This window comes from Bradyrhizobium vignae, assembly GCF_900324035.1.
GTDB classification, from domain to species: Bacteria; Pseudomonadota; Alphaproteobacteria; order Rhizobiales; family Xanthobacteraceae; genus Bradyrhizobium; species Bradyrhizobium vignae.
This window is the reverse complement of the sequence record NZ_LS398110.1, coordinates 5,152,668-5,167,638: the sequence shown is the minus strand read 5'-3', so window position 1 is coordinate 5,167,638 and position 14,971 is coordinate 5,152,668. Positions and strand designations below refer to the sequence as shown.

13 protein-coding genes are annotated in these 14,971 nt (G+C 64.4%); 1 reads left to right on the top strand and 12 read right to left on the bottom strand.

Going from position 1 to position 14,971, the window contains the following annotated elements; genetic code table 11:
- The first annotated feature begins 129 nt into the window (after nt 1–129).
- Entirely contained in the window at nt 130–1,023 is an 894-nt protein-coding gene (locus tag BRAD3257_RS25210) for a LysR family transcriptional regulator (RefSeq protein WP_122404098.1), read from the top strand.
- A gap of 208 nt (nt 1,024–1,231) precedes the next feature.
- On the opposite strand, the gene BRAD3257_RS25205 is transcribed toward BRAD3257_RS25210, so the two are convergent.
- From BRAD3257_RS25205 to BRAD3257_RS40405, 12 genes are all read right to left on the bottom strand, one after another.
- A complete protein-coding gene (locus tag BRAD3257_RS25205; protein WP_122404097.1) occupies nt 1,232–3,562 on the bottom strand; it encodes a PAS domain-containing sensor histidine kinase in 2,331 nt (776 codons plus the stop codon).
- Between the two features lie 225 nt (nt 3,563–3,787).
- On the bottom strand, nt 3,788–5,161 hold the full coding sequence (locus tag BRAD3257_RS25200) for a cation-efflux pump (RefSeq protein WP_122404096.1): 1,374 nt from the start codon (nt 5,159–5,161) through the stop codon (nt 3,788–3,790).
- A gap of 202 nt (nt 5,162–5,363) precedes the next feature.
- On the bottom strand, nt 5,364–6,332 hold the full coding sequence (locus tag BRAD3257_RS25195; protein ID WP_122406750.1) for a zinc-binding dehydrogenase: 969 nt from the start codon (nt 6,330–6,332) through the stop codon (nt 5,364–5,366).
- 25 nt (nt 6,333–6,357) lie between these two features.
- A complete protein-coding gene (locus BRAD3257_RS25190; protein WP_122404095.1) occupies nt 6,358–7,353 on the bottom strand; it encodes an NAD(P)H-dependent flavin oxidoreductase in 996 nt (331 codons plus the stop codon).
- 257 nt (nt 7,354–7,610) lie between these two features.
- A complete protein-coding gene (locus tag BRAD3257_RS25185; RefSeq protein ID WP_122404094.1) occupies nt 7,611–8,261 on the bottom strand; it encodes a hypothetical protein in 651 nt (216 codons plus the stop codon).
- Between the two features lie 58 nt (nt 8,262–8,319).
- Nucleotides 8,320–8,523 carry a hypothetical protein gene (locus BRAD3257_RS25180; RefSeq protein ID WP_122404093.1) on the bottom strand — a complete coding sequence of 68 codons (204 nt, stop codon included), beginning with the start codon at nt 8,521–8,523 and terminating at the stop codon, nt 8,320–8,322.
- Nucleotides 8,524–9,112: 589 nt separating this feature from the next.
- Entirely contained in the window at nt 9,113–9,886 is a 774-nt protein-coding gene (locus tag BRAD3257_RS25175; protein ID WP_174221591.1) for a fumarylacetoacetate hydrolase family protein, read from the bottom strand.
- An 11-nt stretch (nt 9,887–9,897) separates the two neighbouring features.
- On the bottom strand, nt 9,898–10,917 hold the full coding sequence (locus tag BRAD3257_RS25170) for a 2-dehydropantoate 2-reductase (protein WP_122404091.1): 1,020 nt from the start codon (nt 10,915–10,917) through the stop codon (nt 9,898–9,900).
- A gap of 98 nt (nt 10,918–11,015) precedes the next feature.
- The gene (locus BRAD3257_RS25165; RefSeq protein ID WP_122404090.1) at nt 11,016–11,441 is read right to left on the bottom strand and encodes a CBS domain-containing protein; all 426 of its coding nucleotides are present in this window, start codon (nt 11,439–11,441) and stop codon (nt 11,016–11,018) included.
- A gap of 174 nt (nt 11,442–11,615) precedes the next feature.
- The gene (gene oxlT / locus BRAD3257_RS25160) at nt 11,616–12,938 is read right to left on the bottom strand and encodes an oxalate/formate MFS antiporter (protein ID WP_122404089.1); all 1,323 of its coding nucleotides are present in this window, start codon (nt 12,936–12,938) and stop codon (nt 11,616–11,618) included.
- Between the two features lie 258 nt (nt 12,939–13,196).
- Nucleotides 13,197–14,486, bottom strand: coding sequence for an oxalate/formate MFS antiporter (gene oxlT, locus BRAD3257_RS25155; protein WP_122404088.1), 1,290 nt, complete (start codon nt 14,484–14,486; stop codon nt 13,197–13,199).
- A 243-nt stretch (nt 14,487–14,729) separates the two neighbouring features.
- On the bottom strand, nt 14,730–14,867 hold the full coding sequence (locus BRAD3257_RS40405; protein ID WP_164936819.1) for a hypothetical protein: 138 nt from the start codon (nt 14,865–14,867) through the stop codon (nt 14,730–14,732).
- Between the last annotated feature and the right edge of the window lie 104 nt (nt 14,868–14,971).

Sequence of the window (14,971 nt, the reverse complement as noted above, 5' to 3'; positions counted from 1 at the left end):
TCGATTTGCAACGACAATCAGTCAATACGAAACGGTAATGAAAGTCGTATCGGCTGCCGGTTTTTGCGTGTTGGTGCAGGCCCGGCATGCTAGCTTGCATGCCACGATGGAATTCGAGGGGACGACCGGTTGATCGACAAGCTTGAACTATTGCTGGCGCTGGCGAAGGAGCGGCATTTCGGACGTGCTGCCGAGGCCTGCGGCGTGACGCAACCGACAATGTCGACCGGGCTCAAGCAGCTCGAAGAGATTCTCGGCGTGATGCTGGTCCAGCGCGGCTCGCGCTTTCAGGGATTCACCCCTGAAGGCGAGCGGGCGCTCGACTGGGCGCGGCGGATCGTGGGCGATGCCCGCGCAATGCGCGACGAGATCAACGGGCTGAAGCATCAGCTCTCCGGCGAGATCCGCATCGCCGCGATCCCAACCGTGCTCGGCATGGTCGCCTCGCTGACGACGCCGTTTCGCGCGAAGCATCCCGAGGTGCGTTTCAGCATCCGCTCGACGACCTCGTCGGAGGTGCTGGGATTGCTCGAGAATCTCGAGGTCGATGCGGGGCTGACCTATATCGAGAACGAGCCGATCGGCAAGGTGCGCACCATTCCGCTCTACAACGAGAGCTACCGCCTGCTCACTGCACCGGATGCGATGTTCGGCGACCGCGAGACGGTGACCTGGAAGGAGGTCGGGCAGGTGCCGCTCTGCCTGCTGACGCCCGACATGCAGAACCGCCGCATCATCGACCGCGCGCTGCGCTCGGTCGGCGCGGAGGCGACGCCGACCCTGACCTCGAACTCGCTGCTGGTGCTGTTCACGCATGTGAAGACGGGGCGCTGGGCCAGCGTGATGCCGGCCAAGCTCGCCGAGACGCTCGGCCTGTCCGATACCGTCCGCTCGATTCCGATCGTCGAGCCCGAGGTCAATTACAGCATCGGCATGGTGATCCCGCAGCGCGATCCGATGACGCCGCTGATCGCGGCGCTGGTCAACGTCGCGCGCGAGGTCGCGCCGACGCTGCAATTGTAGAGCATGACGAGACAGAGTGCGTCCGCGATGTGGGTGCCACCTCTCCCCAACGGGGAGAGGTCGGATTGCGCCTGGCGATGCGCAGCATCGTCCAGCGCAATCCGGGTCAGGGACCGCAGTAGACGGTCAGACCGTAATCCCCTTCGGGAGAGGTGATCTGAGCTCTGGGCTGACATCGATTCACCCAATTCAAAGCTCGTTCCGCCGGTCACGCCGCGGCCGATATCCCCGACGCCGCCTTGACCGCGTCGCGCGGCAGCGCCACGCGGACGACGGTGCCGACTTCGAGCTTGGAGCGCAGCCGCATCGAGCCGCCGTGGAGCTGCGCCAGCGAGCGGGCGATGGCAAGGCCAAGGCCCGAGCCGTGATAGGTTTTGGTGAGCTGGCTCTCGACCTGCTCGAACGGGCGGCCGAGCCGGGCCAGCGAATGCGGCGCGATGCCGATGCCGGTGTCGGCGATCATCAGCACGATCCTGTCCTCGAGCTGCCGGCTGCGCACCACGACGCGCCCGCCGTCGGGGGTGAACTTCACGGCATTGGAGAGCAGGTTGACGATGATCTGCTTGGTGGCGCGGCGGTCGGCGACCACCGAGATGGATTTTGCGATGTCGGCGTCGAGCGTCAGGTGCTTGTCCTGGGCCCGGCCAGAGACGACCCGTAAGGATTCCGCGAGCGTCTTCGAAAGGTCGAGCTCTTCCATGTCGAGCTTCATGCGGCCGGCTTCGATCTTGGACATGTCGAGGATGTCGTTGATGACTTCGAGCAGATAGTGGCCGCTGGTCAGGATGTCCTGGCAGTATTCCTGATACTTCTCGCTTCCGAGCTCGCCGAACATGCCCGAGCCCATGATCTCGGAGAAGCCGATGATGGCATTGAGCGGCGTGCGCAGCTCGTGGCTCATGTTGGCGAGGAATTTCGACTTGGTCTGGTTGGCTTCCTCGGCGCGGGTTTTCTCGCGCTGGTACTTCTCGGCGAGATCGGCGAGCTCGACCGCCTGGCGCTCCAGTGCGGCCTGCGAGCGCTTGAGGTCGATGACGGTGGCACGCAGACGCAGATCGTTGTCGACCAGCTTCTGCTCGTGCTCCTTGATGCGGGTGATGTCGGTGCCGACCGAGACGTAGCCGCCGTCCTTGGTGCGGCGCTCGCTGATGTGCAGCCAGCTGCCGTCGTCGAGTTGGGCCTCGAAGGTGCGCGCGCCCGGACCTTGGGCAACCGTCTCGTTGTGGCGGGTGCGCACCTCCGGCATGCGGCCGACCTCGAGCACGGTCTCGTAGGAGGTGCCGGGGATGACCGCGCTGTCGGGCAGCTTGTGCAGGCGCTGGAAGTGCGAATTGCAGAGCACCAGGCGGTCGCTCGCGTCCCACAGCACGAAGGCTTCCGGAATGGTCTCGATCGCATCGCGCAGGCGGAGGTCGGCTTCCACCGTCTTCTCCGCGAGGCTCTTCTGCTCGGTGATGTCGACGGCGATCCCGATGAGGTGCACGCTGGAATCGGTCGCCCCGCGCGTCTTCTCGCAGCGGACGCGGAGCCAGATCCAGTGACCGTCGACATGCTGCATGCGGAAGGTCTGGTCGATGTGGTCGATCTTCTCGGAAATCAGCTGATCGGCGATCTCGAACAGGTCGATGTCGTCGGACTTCACCAGTGCGTTGACCTCGCCGAAGGTGAGGAGCTCGTTGCGGCCGTCGAGGCCGAGCATCGAGAACATCGACTGCGACCAGAAAATCCTGCCGCGCGACAGATCCCAGTCCCACAGCCCGCAGCGGCCGCGATTGAGCGCGGTGTCGATGCGGCCGCGCACGGCGTCGTTGATGAGGTCGCCCTCGCGGGCGCGGGTCGACTGCCAGTGGAAGGCGAAGCCGAGGATCAGGACGACGAAGCCCGTGGTCGCCGACAGCGTCACCGAGAGCGCGGCGTCCGAACCCCAGATCGGCTCGTTGCGCTCCTGGATCACGGTGACGAAGCCAGGGAGCGACTTGATCTGCCGGGAGGTCGCCATCGCCGCGTTGCCGCTCGGCAGCGTCATGTCGGTGATGGTGCCGTCGCGTGGCGGCGCCGCGATCAGTTGCGCGGTCGTGATCGCATCGAGCAGGCGGTCGTTGCCGACCGGGTCGCTGTCGACCGGGATGCGGGCGAGGATACGACGATCGATTCCGGCCGAGGTGACGATGACGTGGCGGCCCGAGGCGGTGCCCCAGGAGGGAATGAGATCGGGCAGCAGCGTCGGCAGGTTCTCGATGGTCTTGATCCGCTCCTGCCGCACCGAGGTGAGGCGATCGATGCGCTCGGCGAGCAGGTCCGCGAGTGCCGAAATGTCGTGGCGGATCACCAGCCGCTTCTGGCGCGTCTGATCGACCACCTGCACGAACGCGCCGAGGCAGATCGTGATCAGGAAGGCGATGATGAGCGTCGGCACCGCGCGGCGCAGTGCCGGCTCCGCGATCAGGAGCCGGTGATAGGCAGGTTTCGCGATCGATTGCGCCAATCCCTTGATCGAATCGGATTGGACGCACGCGTTCGCGGCGTCTGCGCTCGCCATGCCTTCGGCCCCCTGAAAACCTGCTTGCAACTGAAGTCCGGAAGCAGCCCCACGTTGCTTCCGAATCACACTGATTTGAATCCAGTTTTCGCAGGCTGTCGAGAGTCAACGAATCGTTAACGCGAAATTATTCTTATCCAACGCGCAGTTTGTGCATCGAATGCCCGCAAACTCCAGGGCGCAACGAGTCCGAAACGAGAACGTGTGACTCGTCACACATTCTCATCACGCCCGCGGCGGTTCGGCGTGACTGATGACGCGCTTCACGCTCGGAAACGCGCGCCGCAACGCGCGCTCGATCGAGTCCACACGCTCGTGCACCTTGATCACGCTCATCGATGGCGCCGCGCGGCAGTGGAAATTGACGATCTCGCCGGCGTCGGTGTTGCGGACGCGCACATTGTGGATGTCGTGGATTTCGCCTTCGCCGGCGAATTCGGTCAGCGCGGCGGCGATGGTCTGCACCCTCTCAGGCGCGGCATCGACGCCGAACGGCAGTTCCGGTTCCAACGGCTCGATGTGAACGTCGACCTCGACGTCCTCGCCGAATTCCTCCTGGATATTGCGCTCCAGCGTGTTGGCGACGTCGTGGGCGGCCTCGAGCTGCATGTCGGCGTCGACTTCGAGGTCGATGCTGACGATCAGCTTGGCGCCGAGGTCGTGCACCGTGACGTGATGGATGGCGAGCCCGGAATTGCGCGCGATCACCATGATGCGGTCGCGCACCGTCTCGTTGTCGCGCGCGACAGGCACCGCGGCGAAAGTGAGGTCGGCATCGCCGAAGGCCTTGGTGACCGCGGCTTGCGCGTTGCGCTTGATGTCCTCGACGCGGTCGATCGGATAGGTCCGCGGCACCTTCGCGATGGTGTCGATGAACGTGGTCGCTCCGACCATGCGCACGCGCAACCGGTCGACGTCGATCACGCCCGGTACCCCGCGGATCGCGGCGGTGGCCTTCTCCTGGGCGCCCTCCGGAGCGCGATCGACCAGCGTCTGCACGGTCGAGCCGGCCATGCGCAGGCCGAGAGCCGCGATCATCACGGCGACGGCGGCAGCCGCGGCTGCGTCGCCCCACCAGTAGCCGAGCCAGGCGAGCACCAGGCCAACGATCACGGCGAACGAGCCCATGACGTCGGAGGCGAAATGGAGCGCGTCCGCCGCCAGCGCCTGGCTCCTGGTCTCCCGCGCGGCGCGGTGCAGCGCGCGGGCGCGCCAGAGATTGACGGCGATGTCGGTCACCAGCACCACGAACGGTACGGCCGAGATGGTCGGCGGCGGGGTTCCCTCGCGCAGCCGGCTATAGGCCTCGACCAGGATGCCGCCGGCGAGCACGTAGAGCAGGGCAGTGACGCCCAGCGCGGAGATGCTTTCCAGCTTGCCGTGGCCGTAATGATGCTCCTCGTCCGCGGGCTTGTCGGACACCCGCACCACCGCCCAGGTGATGATGGTTGCCACCAGGTCGATCGAGGAATGCAGGGCCTCGGAGATCAGCGCCAGCGAGCCGATCGCGATCCCGACCACGAACTTGGCCGCCGCCATGCCGCCGCTGGCGAAGATCGAGAGCGCGGCGACCGAGGTCTTGTCGTGCTGGGAGGTCATGCCGGGGATTTAGCAGGCCAGCGTCGGACATCAAGTGATGATCCACAGGAGCAGTCGCTAGTGAGTTGCAGAAGCGGGACCGGCGCTCTCACCGTCATGCCCGGGCTTGTCCCGGGCATCCACGTTCTTCGTACCATGCCGCAGAGACGTGGATGGCCGGGTCAAGCCCGGCCATGACGACAAGGAGAGAGCTTCGCACTCGTTACACTGTCACCACGATCTTCCCCAGGTGCTTGTTTGCATCCATATGCTCGAACGCCTTATCGATCTGGTCGAACGAAAACACCTTGTCGATCGGCAGTTGCAGCTTGCGCGATTCCACTGCGCTCCAGATGTCCTTGCGGACCTGCGCAAAGATCTCGCGGACCTCCTCGATGGTGCGGGTGCGGAAGGTGACGCCGACATAATCGATGCGGCGCGCCGCATGCAGGTCGAAATTGAAGTCGGCGTGGGTGCCGCCGAGCCGGCCGACATTGACGATGCGGCCCTTGATCTTCGTCGCGGCGAGATTCTGGTTCGCGACCTTGCCGGAGACTTGGTCGACGATGAGGTCGACGCCTTCGCCGTTCGTTGCCTTCAGGACCTCGTCGACCCATTTCGGATCGGAGCTGTCGATGGCGAGATCGGCGCCGTACTCCTTCAGCCGGCCGCGGCGGGTGGCGTCGGTCGACGAGCCGATCACGAGCCTTGCGCCTTTGAGCCTTGCGATCTGCATTGCCATCAGGCCTACGCCGGAGCTGGCGCCCTGGATCAGTACGGCTTGCCCGGGTTGCACGCCGCCGACGGTGACGACGGCGTTGTGCATGGTCGCGAGCGCGACGGGTAGGGTGGCGGCCTCCTCGAAATTCATGTTCGAGGGTGCGTGGAACAGCCGGCCGTGATCGGCCAGCGTGTATTCGGCAAATGCCGCGCTGCCCGAGCCCATGATGCGGTCGCCGACCTTGACGCCTTCGGCATCCGGCCCGAGCTCGGCGACCTCGCCGGCCCATTCCATGCCGAGCACGGTGCCGACGCCGCCGGCCGCGCCGTGGGCGTGGCCTTTGCGCATGCCGGTGTCGGCGCGGTTCAGCCCGCAGGCGCGGACGCGGACGAGGACCTGTGTGCCCTTCGGTTTTGGTTGAGCGACCTCGGAAATCGTAGCGCCATCAGGGCCGTAGACGTAAGCTTTCATGAATTGCTCTCGCTTCTTGCCGTGGCTATTCAGCAGCTTGCGCTGCCGGATGAACAATCATTCCATCCAGCCTTGCGCGGATGATCGCCTCCGCCTCGCGCACGATGCGAGAGACGAGCTCGGCGCAGCTCGGGATGTCCTGGATCAGGCCCTGGACTTGGCCGGCCGACCAGATGCCTTCGTCGGAATTGCCCGTCGCATAGACCATCTTGCCGCGGGCACCCGCAACGAGTTCGCGGATGTCCTCGAACTTGGCGCCTTCCTTCTCCATTGCGACGACCTTGGTCGAGACCGCGTTCTTGGCGACGCGCGAGGTGTTGCGCATGGTGCGGAAGATCAGCTCGGTCTCGCGCTCGTCATTGGCCACGATTTTCTCCTTGATGAGCTGGTGGATCGGGCTTTCCTTGGTGGCCATGAAGCGGGTGCCCATGTTGATGCCATCGGCACCCAGCGCCAGCGCCGCGACGAGGCCGCGAGCATCGGCAAAGCCGCCCGAGGCGATCATCGGGATCTTGATCTTGTTGGCGGCAGCCGGGATCAGGATCAGGCCCGGCGTGTCGTCCTCGCCGGGATGGCCGGCGCATTCGAAGCCGTCGATCGAGATGGCGTCGACCCCCATGCGTTCGGCGGAGAGCGCGTGGCGGACGCTGGTGCATTTGTGCACGACCTTGACGCCGTGCTTCCTAAATTCGTCGACATGCTCCTGCGGCTTGTTGCCGGCGGTCTCGACCACCTTGATGCCGCTCTCGATGATGGCGGCGCGGTACTCGGCATAAGGCGGCGGCTTGATCGCGGGCAGGATGGTGAGGTTGACGCCGAACGGCTTGTCGGTGAGGTCGCGGCAGCGCGCGATCTCCCTGGTGAGGTCCTCCGGCGTCGGCTGGGTCAAGGCGGTGATGAAGCCGAGCGCGCCGGCATTCGCGACCGCGGCGACCAGCTCGGCCCGTCCGACCCATTGCATGCCGCCCTGGACGATCGGGTGCTGGACGCCGACGAGCTTGGTGAACCGTGTCTGCAACATGATCTGTTTCCCCCGGCCGGTGTGGCGATCTGCTATCGGTTGATGGCGGGGAGGATGCCGCCGGGGGCGGGAAATGTCTATTGCGCCGGCGTGGGGCGATCATGCGGAGATGTGGGTGATTCCGCGGGGCGGATAATTGGGTGGGCCCGCATGTGACGGCGCGACCAGGTCTCGTGTCCCGGACGCGCTGCAACGTTCTTCACGTTGCGGCGCTGAGCCGGGACCCATGGGATCACGGCGGCGCTGCCGGGCTTCGGCTACTCCGCCGACAGCCGCACCATCTGGCGGCCGCCATTCATTTCCTTGAGGCGGTTGACGAAGTTCTCCGGACGCTGCCAACGATGGGGGACCTTCAATCCCATGAACTCCGCGATTTCGCCGATGAAGCCGGTGCAGTTCATTGTCTCGGCATTCCAGACCGGAGTGTTGGCCTGCAACTCCCTGATATGGGCGAACACGCGCTTGGCGTCGGCCTCGTTCAGGTAGACCCGATAGCTCGCGGTCAGATATTCCGGATCGAGATCACCGTAGCTCGCGCCGGTCTCGGACGGCACAAAGGTGATGTGACCGAGCACGTAAGCGAGCGTGTCGCCGGCCGGCGTGAGCCCCGCGACCTCGACCGCCTTCTCGCTGGTCTTGCCGTACCAGACGAAGGCATGGCCCCAGCTCGCGGCGGTACGCGCGCGGAAGTCGACGTAGTAGGGGCCTTTCTCCGCGCGCGCGACGGAGCGCCGCGTCGATTGCGGCGCCGGTCGCGAGGCGGTGTCGGTCGTAGCAAGCGCGCTCGCATCGGCAACGCGCTTGTTTGCCTCGTGGGCCGAGGCCGAGGGCGTCATGCACGAGAGCATAGCCGCAAGAGCGAACCCCGCAAGGATGCAGGATCCCGATCGATTAGCTTTGTTCGTCACGCAATTCCCCCTCGACTATCGGCCGCTACGCGGATTCTGCGCGTGTTACGCTCGCGCGTCAGTAGCGCGCTGCGACCGGGCCGGGCGCCTTGCCGATCGGGGCCTTTCCAACCGGGCTCTTGCCGATCGGCATCTTGCCGATCGGAGCCTGCTCAGCCGGATAGGCCGGCACGGGCTGGCGGCGCGGCAGATCCGCAGCGTTCGCGGCCGTCACCAGAGCAAGCGTGGCACCCAGAGCAATTGCAATCTTCTTCACAGTCATACCCCTAGAAGGTTTGGTCCAAACACGGCTGTGCCGTGCCCCCAGACACGCTCCACAGATGGGCGACCGAATGCGTCCAAGTTGCGGCACGCGCGGGAAATGTTGGCGGCATATGTCGGGCGCGCGGAGATGTGATGTGTCGGGATGTTTCGGAGGGCGTGATGGCCGTGTCGCTGCGCTCAACCCCTGCGCAGCCGCGCTTCACCCGATCCGGTTCAAACTGGTCCTGATCGTCGTGAAGATGCCGCCGATGTCCTTGCGCAAGGCGTCGAGCACGTTGAAATCCTAAAATGCGGGCGATGCGGTCTTCGACCTCGCGCTTGCTTTTTCGTCAGCGGTCGCCGCCGACGAGAACCGGCGCGCCTCCGGCTATTGTCTCCCGAGGAAGTTCGAGCGCATCTTGTCGGCGAACCACACGACGAAAATCGCCGCGAACGAGAGAGCGAAGTACAGGGCCGTCCACAAAAGTGCGTTGCCGGCATTCGTCATGGCGTCCTCCCTTTGCGTCAGAGACCGATGTCTTGCAAGGAAGGATACCAGTGGCCGCGAAGCCCGATTTGCGCGGGATCAATTTTGCTGCGCTGCGGGGCTACAGCCGAAACTCGTTGGTGAGCTCGCCGATGCCGTCGATCGCAACCGTTACGGTGTTGACCGGCTCTTTCATCACGCCGACGCCGACGGAAGTGCCGACCGCGATGAGGTCGCCGGGCAGCAGGGTCATGTCGTGGGAGATCCTGCTGACCAAGTCCTGCGCAGTGAAGATCATGTCGGAGATCGGATAGTTCTGCCGCTCCGCGCCGTTGAGGATGGTGCGGACCGTGAGTTTCGCGGGATCGAGGCCGGTCGCGATGACCGGGCCGAACGGGCCGTAATCGTCGATGCCTTTGGCGCGGGCCCATTGTGGGAAGGTGGGGTCGCGGGTCAGGATATCGTTGGCGGTGATGTCGTTGACGCAAGTGTAGCCGAAGATGAAGCTGTCGGCTTCGCCAGGTGAGACACGCGCGCACGTCTTGCCGATCACGATGCCGAGCTCGCCCTCATAGGTCGTCTTGCCGTCGTAATAAGAGGGCCGGCGAATCACGGCACCGGGAGCGGTGATGCTGGTGGTGGCCTTGAGCAGATAGAGCGGCTCCGGCGGCTCGGGCTGGTTCAGCTTGGTCGCGAGCGCGTGGAAATTATTCCAGAGCGCGACGATCTTGCTGGGCACGCAAGGCGCGAGCAGCTCGACCTCCGAGAGCGCCAGCATCTTGCCGGTGGCGGCGTGGCGGCCGAACATCTCGCCCTCATGCACGCTGATGCCTGATGCCGTCAGCGTGCCGAAGCCGGTCGCGCCGGCATGGCGGAAGCGCAGCCACTTCTTCATTTCGCCCGCCATCACGCCACCGCCAGTGCGCGGGGATCCGATGATGTCGAGATGCCGTCATAGAGGCCGGCGATGCGGGCGCGCTGGGTCACCATCGCCAGCACCGAGTCGAGCGCGGGCGTGGGGATGCCGGTGAGGCGGCCCATCTCCTGCACGACGGTGACGAGCGGGTCGATCTCCATCGGGCGGCCGCGCTCGAGATCCTGCAGCATCGAGGTCTTGTGGGCGCCGACCTTGCGCGCGCCCTCGATGCGGCGCTCCACGTCGACGCGGAACTTGACGCCGAAGGTCTCGGCGATCGCTTGCGTCTCCACCATGATCGCACGCGACAGCGCGCGCGTGGCCGGATCGGTGCAGATCACGTCGAGCGTGGCGTGGGTCAGCGCGCTGATCGGGTTGAAGCAGACATTGCCCCAGAGTTTCAGCCAGATCTCGTCGCGGATGCGATCGAGCACGGGAGCCTTCAGGCCGGCGGCGACGAAGAGGTCCGCGAGGCGCTGCACGTCGGACGTGATCTCACCGGAGGGCTCGCCGAGCGGGAAATTGTTGCCGTAGACGTGACGGATCACGCCGGGCGCTTCGATCTCGGTGGCGGGATAGACGATGCAGCCGATGGCGCGCTCGGCCCCTAACTCGCGCCACTGCCGTCCGCCGGGGTCGATGCTCTCCAGCGTCGAATTCTCGTATTGGCCGCCGTGCTTGTAGAAGTACCAATAGGGAATGCCGTTGACGGCGGTGACGATGCGGGTGTGGGGCCCGAGCAGCGGCTGCATCTTCTCGATCACGCCGGTGATCGAATGCGCCTTCAGCGTGACGATGATGGTGTCCTGCACACCGAGCGCGGTGGGATCATCGGTGCAGCGCGGATGGACGGTGTGCGTCTCCTCGCCGGCGAGCAGCGTGAGGCCGCGCTCGCGCATGGCGGCGAGATGTGCGCCGCGTGCGACCAGGCTGACATCGGCGCCCGCGCGGGCGAGCTGAACCCCGAGATATCCGCCGATCGCGCCGGCGCCGTAGATGCAGATCTTCATGAAATCCTCGCGGGTAAGGCGGAATTTTGGGACGAATGATCCGGTCCGGCTCGGATGGATCCGAGCCGGGGCCGGCAGTCGCAGGGAAGTGAGACGCTTTAAGCTGCTTGCGGCGTCGAGTTGGCGGCCTCGTCGACCGCGGCGGCGATGTCGCGCATGCTGATGACCGAGACGAGGCTGTAATCGTCGATCACGGGCAGGTGGCGAATGTGATGACGGTTCATCAGGTGGCGGACGTGCTCGATCGTGTCCGAGGAAGTGCAGGAGACGAGCTGCTGCACCGAGACCAGCTGGGAGACCTTGACGTTGATGGCGCCGGCGCCGTGCTCGGCGACGGCGCGCACCACGTCGCGCTCGGTGAACATGCCGACCGCGGTGTTTCCTTCCGAGCGGACCACGTCCTTGACCACCAGCGCGCTGATATTGTTGGCGCGCATCAGCTTGGCCGCGATCCCCACCGTTTCGTTCATACGAACCGTGACAACGCGCGGCGTCTTCTTGCGCAGAATGTCTCCGACCAGCATTGCAACCTCCCTGGGTGAATGTTGGGAGAAGTGTGGTATACGTAATGCCAATCGTCAAGCGCTGGATTTGGCTGATCCGAAAAATCTTGCGACAGGAATGCTGACGTTTGTCGCGGCCAAAAAGAAAGGGGCGCATCGCTGCGCCCCTTTCTTTCGTGCGAAGGCTTGTGGTGGCTACGCCGTTTCGGTCTTGGCTGTGCCGGTCGCGGTGTCCGTGCTCTCGGCTTCCTTGCCGAGAATGAAGGAGCGGCGCAGCGGCTTGATCACGAACAATGCCATCAGCGCCGCCGTCGCATTCAGCGCCACTGCCACCACGAACACGGCCTTCCAGCCATAAGCGGTCGAGATCACGCTCGCGAGCGGGACGAGCAGGGAGGCCGTGCCTTTCGCGGTGTAGAGCATGCCGTTGTTGGTGGTTGCGAACTTCGCACCGAAGGTGTCGCCGCAGGTTGCGGGGAACAGCGAGTAGATCTCGCCGAACACGCCGAAGTAAATTGCGGTCGCCAGCACGAAGACGACGGGGATGTGACCGTAGGCCGATAGCGTCAAGAGCATCAGCGCGGCGGTGCCGAAAGCGATGAACATGGTGTGCTCGCGGCCGATCGTGTCGGAGACGAAACCGAAGAACGGGCGGCCGAAACCGTCGAAGATCCGGTCGAGCGAGATCGCGAAGGTCAATGCCGCCATCTGGAAGCCGGCGAGTGTGACGGGCGTGTTCGCGATCTTGAAGTCGTGCGCGATCGGGGCGATCTGCGCCGCGGTCATCAGGCCGCCCGAGGCGACCATGACGAAGACGAGGTACATGACCCAGAAAATAGGGGTGCGCAGCACCTGCGGCGGGGTGAAGTCGATCTTGGTCTGCGGCAGATTGAGCTGCTTCTTCTTCGGCGGGATCGAGATCCGCGGGGGCTGGATGAAGAAGGCGAGCACGAACACGACGAGGCCCTGGCCGATGCCGAAGGTGAGGAACGCGTGCTGGTAGCCGCTCGAGACGATCATGCTCGCGATCGGCACGATCGTGAGTGCGGCACCCGCGCCGAAGCCGGCGGCGGTCGCGCCGGCCGCCAGGCCGCGGCGATCAGGAAACCATTTCAGCGCGTTGCCGACGCAGGTGCCGTACACCGCGCCCGCGCCCATGCCACCGATGACCGCGGCAGTGTAGAGCAGGGTGAGGCTGTCGGCGTAGGAGTTGAGCACCCAGGACAGCGCGATCATCACGCCGCCGAACATGATCACGATGCGCGGGCCGTATTTGTCGACGAACCAGGCCTCGACTGGCACCAGCCAGGTCTCGGTGACGACGAAGATGGTGAAAGCGAGCTGGATGGCGGCGCGCCCCCAATGATGGGTCGCATCGATCGGATCGACGAACAGCGTCCAGCCGTATTGCAGGTTGGCGATCATCGCCATGCAGACGATGCCCATCGCGAGTTGGAGCCAACGGAAACCGGTGCGAAGAGGCGCGGCTGTGACGGCGCCATCCGTGCTGGAAATCATCAAGAACCTCCCAACGCGCCTGATTGATTGCGACGCAGGAATGCAAGATGACCCAGGGTCGCAAATGTTGTGGCTTATCGTCGCAAGCGCGGCGCGGAGCTTGGTATACCATATCCCAGATTGCAAGCCCTATCTTGGTTCCCGTTCGACAAAATGCGCGGCTCCGCAAAGCGCAGAGGTATCCTGGGATACTGGCGCCAAACGAAAACGCCCGGCCGTGAGGCCGGGCGTCTTGCTTGGTGACTGTAGTGGAGCGGGTCAGAGGGTCGATTTCGCAACCACGACCTTGCGCCATGGTTTGAGCACCACGATCGCCAGCAGCGAGGCCAGGATGTTGGCACCGGCCGCGATGATGAAGACGTTGTCCCAATGCCCCGAGGTCTGCTGCACGTAGTTGGCGATCGGCACCAGCAATGCGGCGGTGCCCTTCGCGGTGTAGAGCAGGCCGGCATTGGTGGTCGCGAACTTGGCGCCGAACGTGTCGGTGCAGGTCGACGGGAACAGCGAGTAGATCTCACCCCAGGCGAAGAACACGAAGCCCGAGAGCAGCACGAACCAGATCGGATCGTGGCCCCAGAGGTAGAGCATCCAGATGCCGATCCCTTCCATGCCGAAGGCGATGAACATCGTGTTCTCGCGGCCGATCATGTCGGAGATCCAGCCGAAGAATGGACGCGTCAGGCCGTTGAGCACGCGGTCGATGGTCGCTGCGAACGTCACCGCGGTCATTGTCATGCCGATCAGGGTGACCGGGACGCTGTCGACCTTCCAGTCGACCGCGATCGGCTTCAGGTTCGCGGTCACCATCAACCCGCCGGCGCCGACGATCACGAACATGAAGTACATCAGCCAGAAGATCGGCTGACGCAGCACCTCGGTCGGCTGATAGTTGCGGCGAGATTGCAGCAGTGCGGCGTTCGTCACCACGTTCGGCACCTGGCCCGCTTTGGGCGCGAGCAGGAAGAAGGCGAGGATGCAGATGATGATGCCTTGCCCGAGGCCGAAATAGAGGAAGGTGGTCTGGAAACCACTGTCCTTGATCATGGCCTGAATCGGCGCGACGGTCAGCGCAGAGCCCGCACCAAAACCTGCCGCCGTGATGCCCGCGGCAAGACCGCGCTTGTCCGGAAACCACTTCAGCGCGTTGCCGACGCAGGTGCCGTAGACGCCGCCGGCGCCGATGCCCGCGATGATCATGCCGAGATAGTAGCCGTTGAGCGTCGTCGCCTGCGCGTTGATCACCCAGCCCAGAGCACAGAGCACGCCGCCGATCAGCACGACGATACGCGGGCCGTATTTGTCGACGAACCACCCTTCGACCGGCACGAGCCAGGTCTCGAACAAAACGAAAAGGGTGAATGCCCACTGGATCGATGCGCGATCCCAACCGAACGTCTTCTGGATGTCGGGGACGAAGAACGTCCAGCCGTATTGATAGTTGGCGATCATGACCATCGCGCCTACGCCGATGGCCAATTGCGCCCAGCGATAAGCATCGCTGACGCGCGCGGCGCTTGGAGCCGCCGTTGCCTGCACCATGTCCGTCATAAAGCCTCCCGTGGCGCCTCTAATTATTTTGCGAGCGCTGGGGTGGCATTCTTGTATGCATTATGCCAAGCTTCAAGCGCTGGTCCGGCCACCGTGCGCAAATGTCGCAGGAATGTCCGGCTGCGACTCTGACTCGGGACAGCACAAGTAGAAATGGCCCCGTGCTGCGGGGCCATTCATCAAAAGTCGAATGTTGACGGTGCCGAAGCCGGCGCGCTGCCTCGGCAGCGCAAAAGCACGGGCTTAGAGGCCGAAGCGGGGCAGGTCGCCGTTGTGATTCGAGATCTCGGCACTCGCCATCAGGAAGCGGTCAACCGCGGCCATGAAGCGGGCGAACAGCGAGTTGGAGGGGGCGAGAGCGACGGTAGCGGTCTTGGACATCGGAATTCCCTTTCTTGAGACAGTCAGTTGCTGTCTCCTTTCGAAAGGCAATTTATGTATACCAGATACCAATGTCCATGCATGTCATTGCATAGCAGCATGTG

Excerpts from the sequence above, each read along its gene's own strand:
- BRAD3257_RS25205 (WP_122404097.1), bottom strand. The coding sequence starts at position 3,562 with ATGGCGAGCGCAGACGCCGCGAACGCGTGCGTCCAATCCGATTCGATC.
- BRAD3257_RS25200 (WP_122404096.1), bottom strand. The coding sequence starts at position 5,161 with ATGACCTCCCAGCACGACAAGACCTCGGTCGCCGCGCTCTCGATCTTC.
- BRAD3257_RS25195 (WP_122406750.1), bottom strand. The coding sequence starts at position 6,332 with ATGAAAGCTTACGTCTACGGCCCTGATGGCGCTACGATTTCCGAGGTC.
- BRAD3257_RS25190 (WP_122404095.1), bottom strand. The coding sequence starts at position 7,353 with ATGTTGCAGACACGGTTCACCAAGCTCGTCGGCGTCCAGCACCCGATC.
- BRAD3257_RS25180 (WP_122404093.1), bottom strand. The coding sequence starts at position 8,523 with ATGACTGTGAAGAAGATTGCAATTGCTCTGGGTGCCACGCTTGCTCTG.
- BRAD3257_RS25175 (WP_174221591.1), bottom strand. The coding sequence starts at position 9,886 with ATGAAGAAGTGGCTGCGCTTCCGCCATGCCGGCGCGACCGGCTTCGGC.
- BRAD3257_RS25170 (WP_122404091.1), bottom strand. The coding sequence starts at position 10,917 with ATGAAGATCTGCATCTACGGCGCCGGCGCGATCGGCGGATATCTCGGG.
- BRAD3257_RS25165 (WP_122404090.1), bottom strand. The coding sequence starts at position 11,441 with ATGCTGGTCGGAGACATTCTGCGCAAGAAGACGCCGCGCGTTGTCACG.
- oxlT (WP_122404089.1), bottom strand. The coding sequence starts at position 12,938 with ATGATTTCCAGCACGGATGGCGCCGTCACAGCCGCGCCTCTTCGCACC.
- oxlT (WP_122404088.1), bottom strand. The coding sequence starts at position 14,486 with ATGACGGACATGGTGCAGGCAACGGCGGCTCCAAGCGCCGCGCGCGTC.
- BRAD3257_RS40405 (WP_164936819.1), bottom strand. The coding sequence starts at position 14,867 with ATGTCCAAGACCGCTACCGTCGCTCTCGCCCCCTCCAACTCGCTGTTC.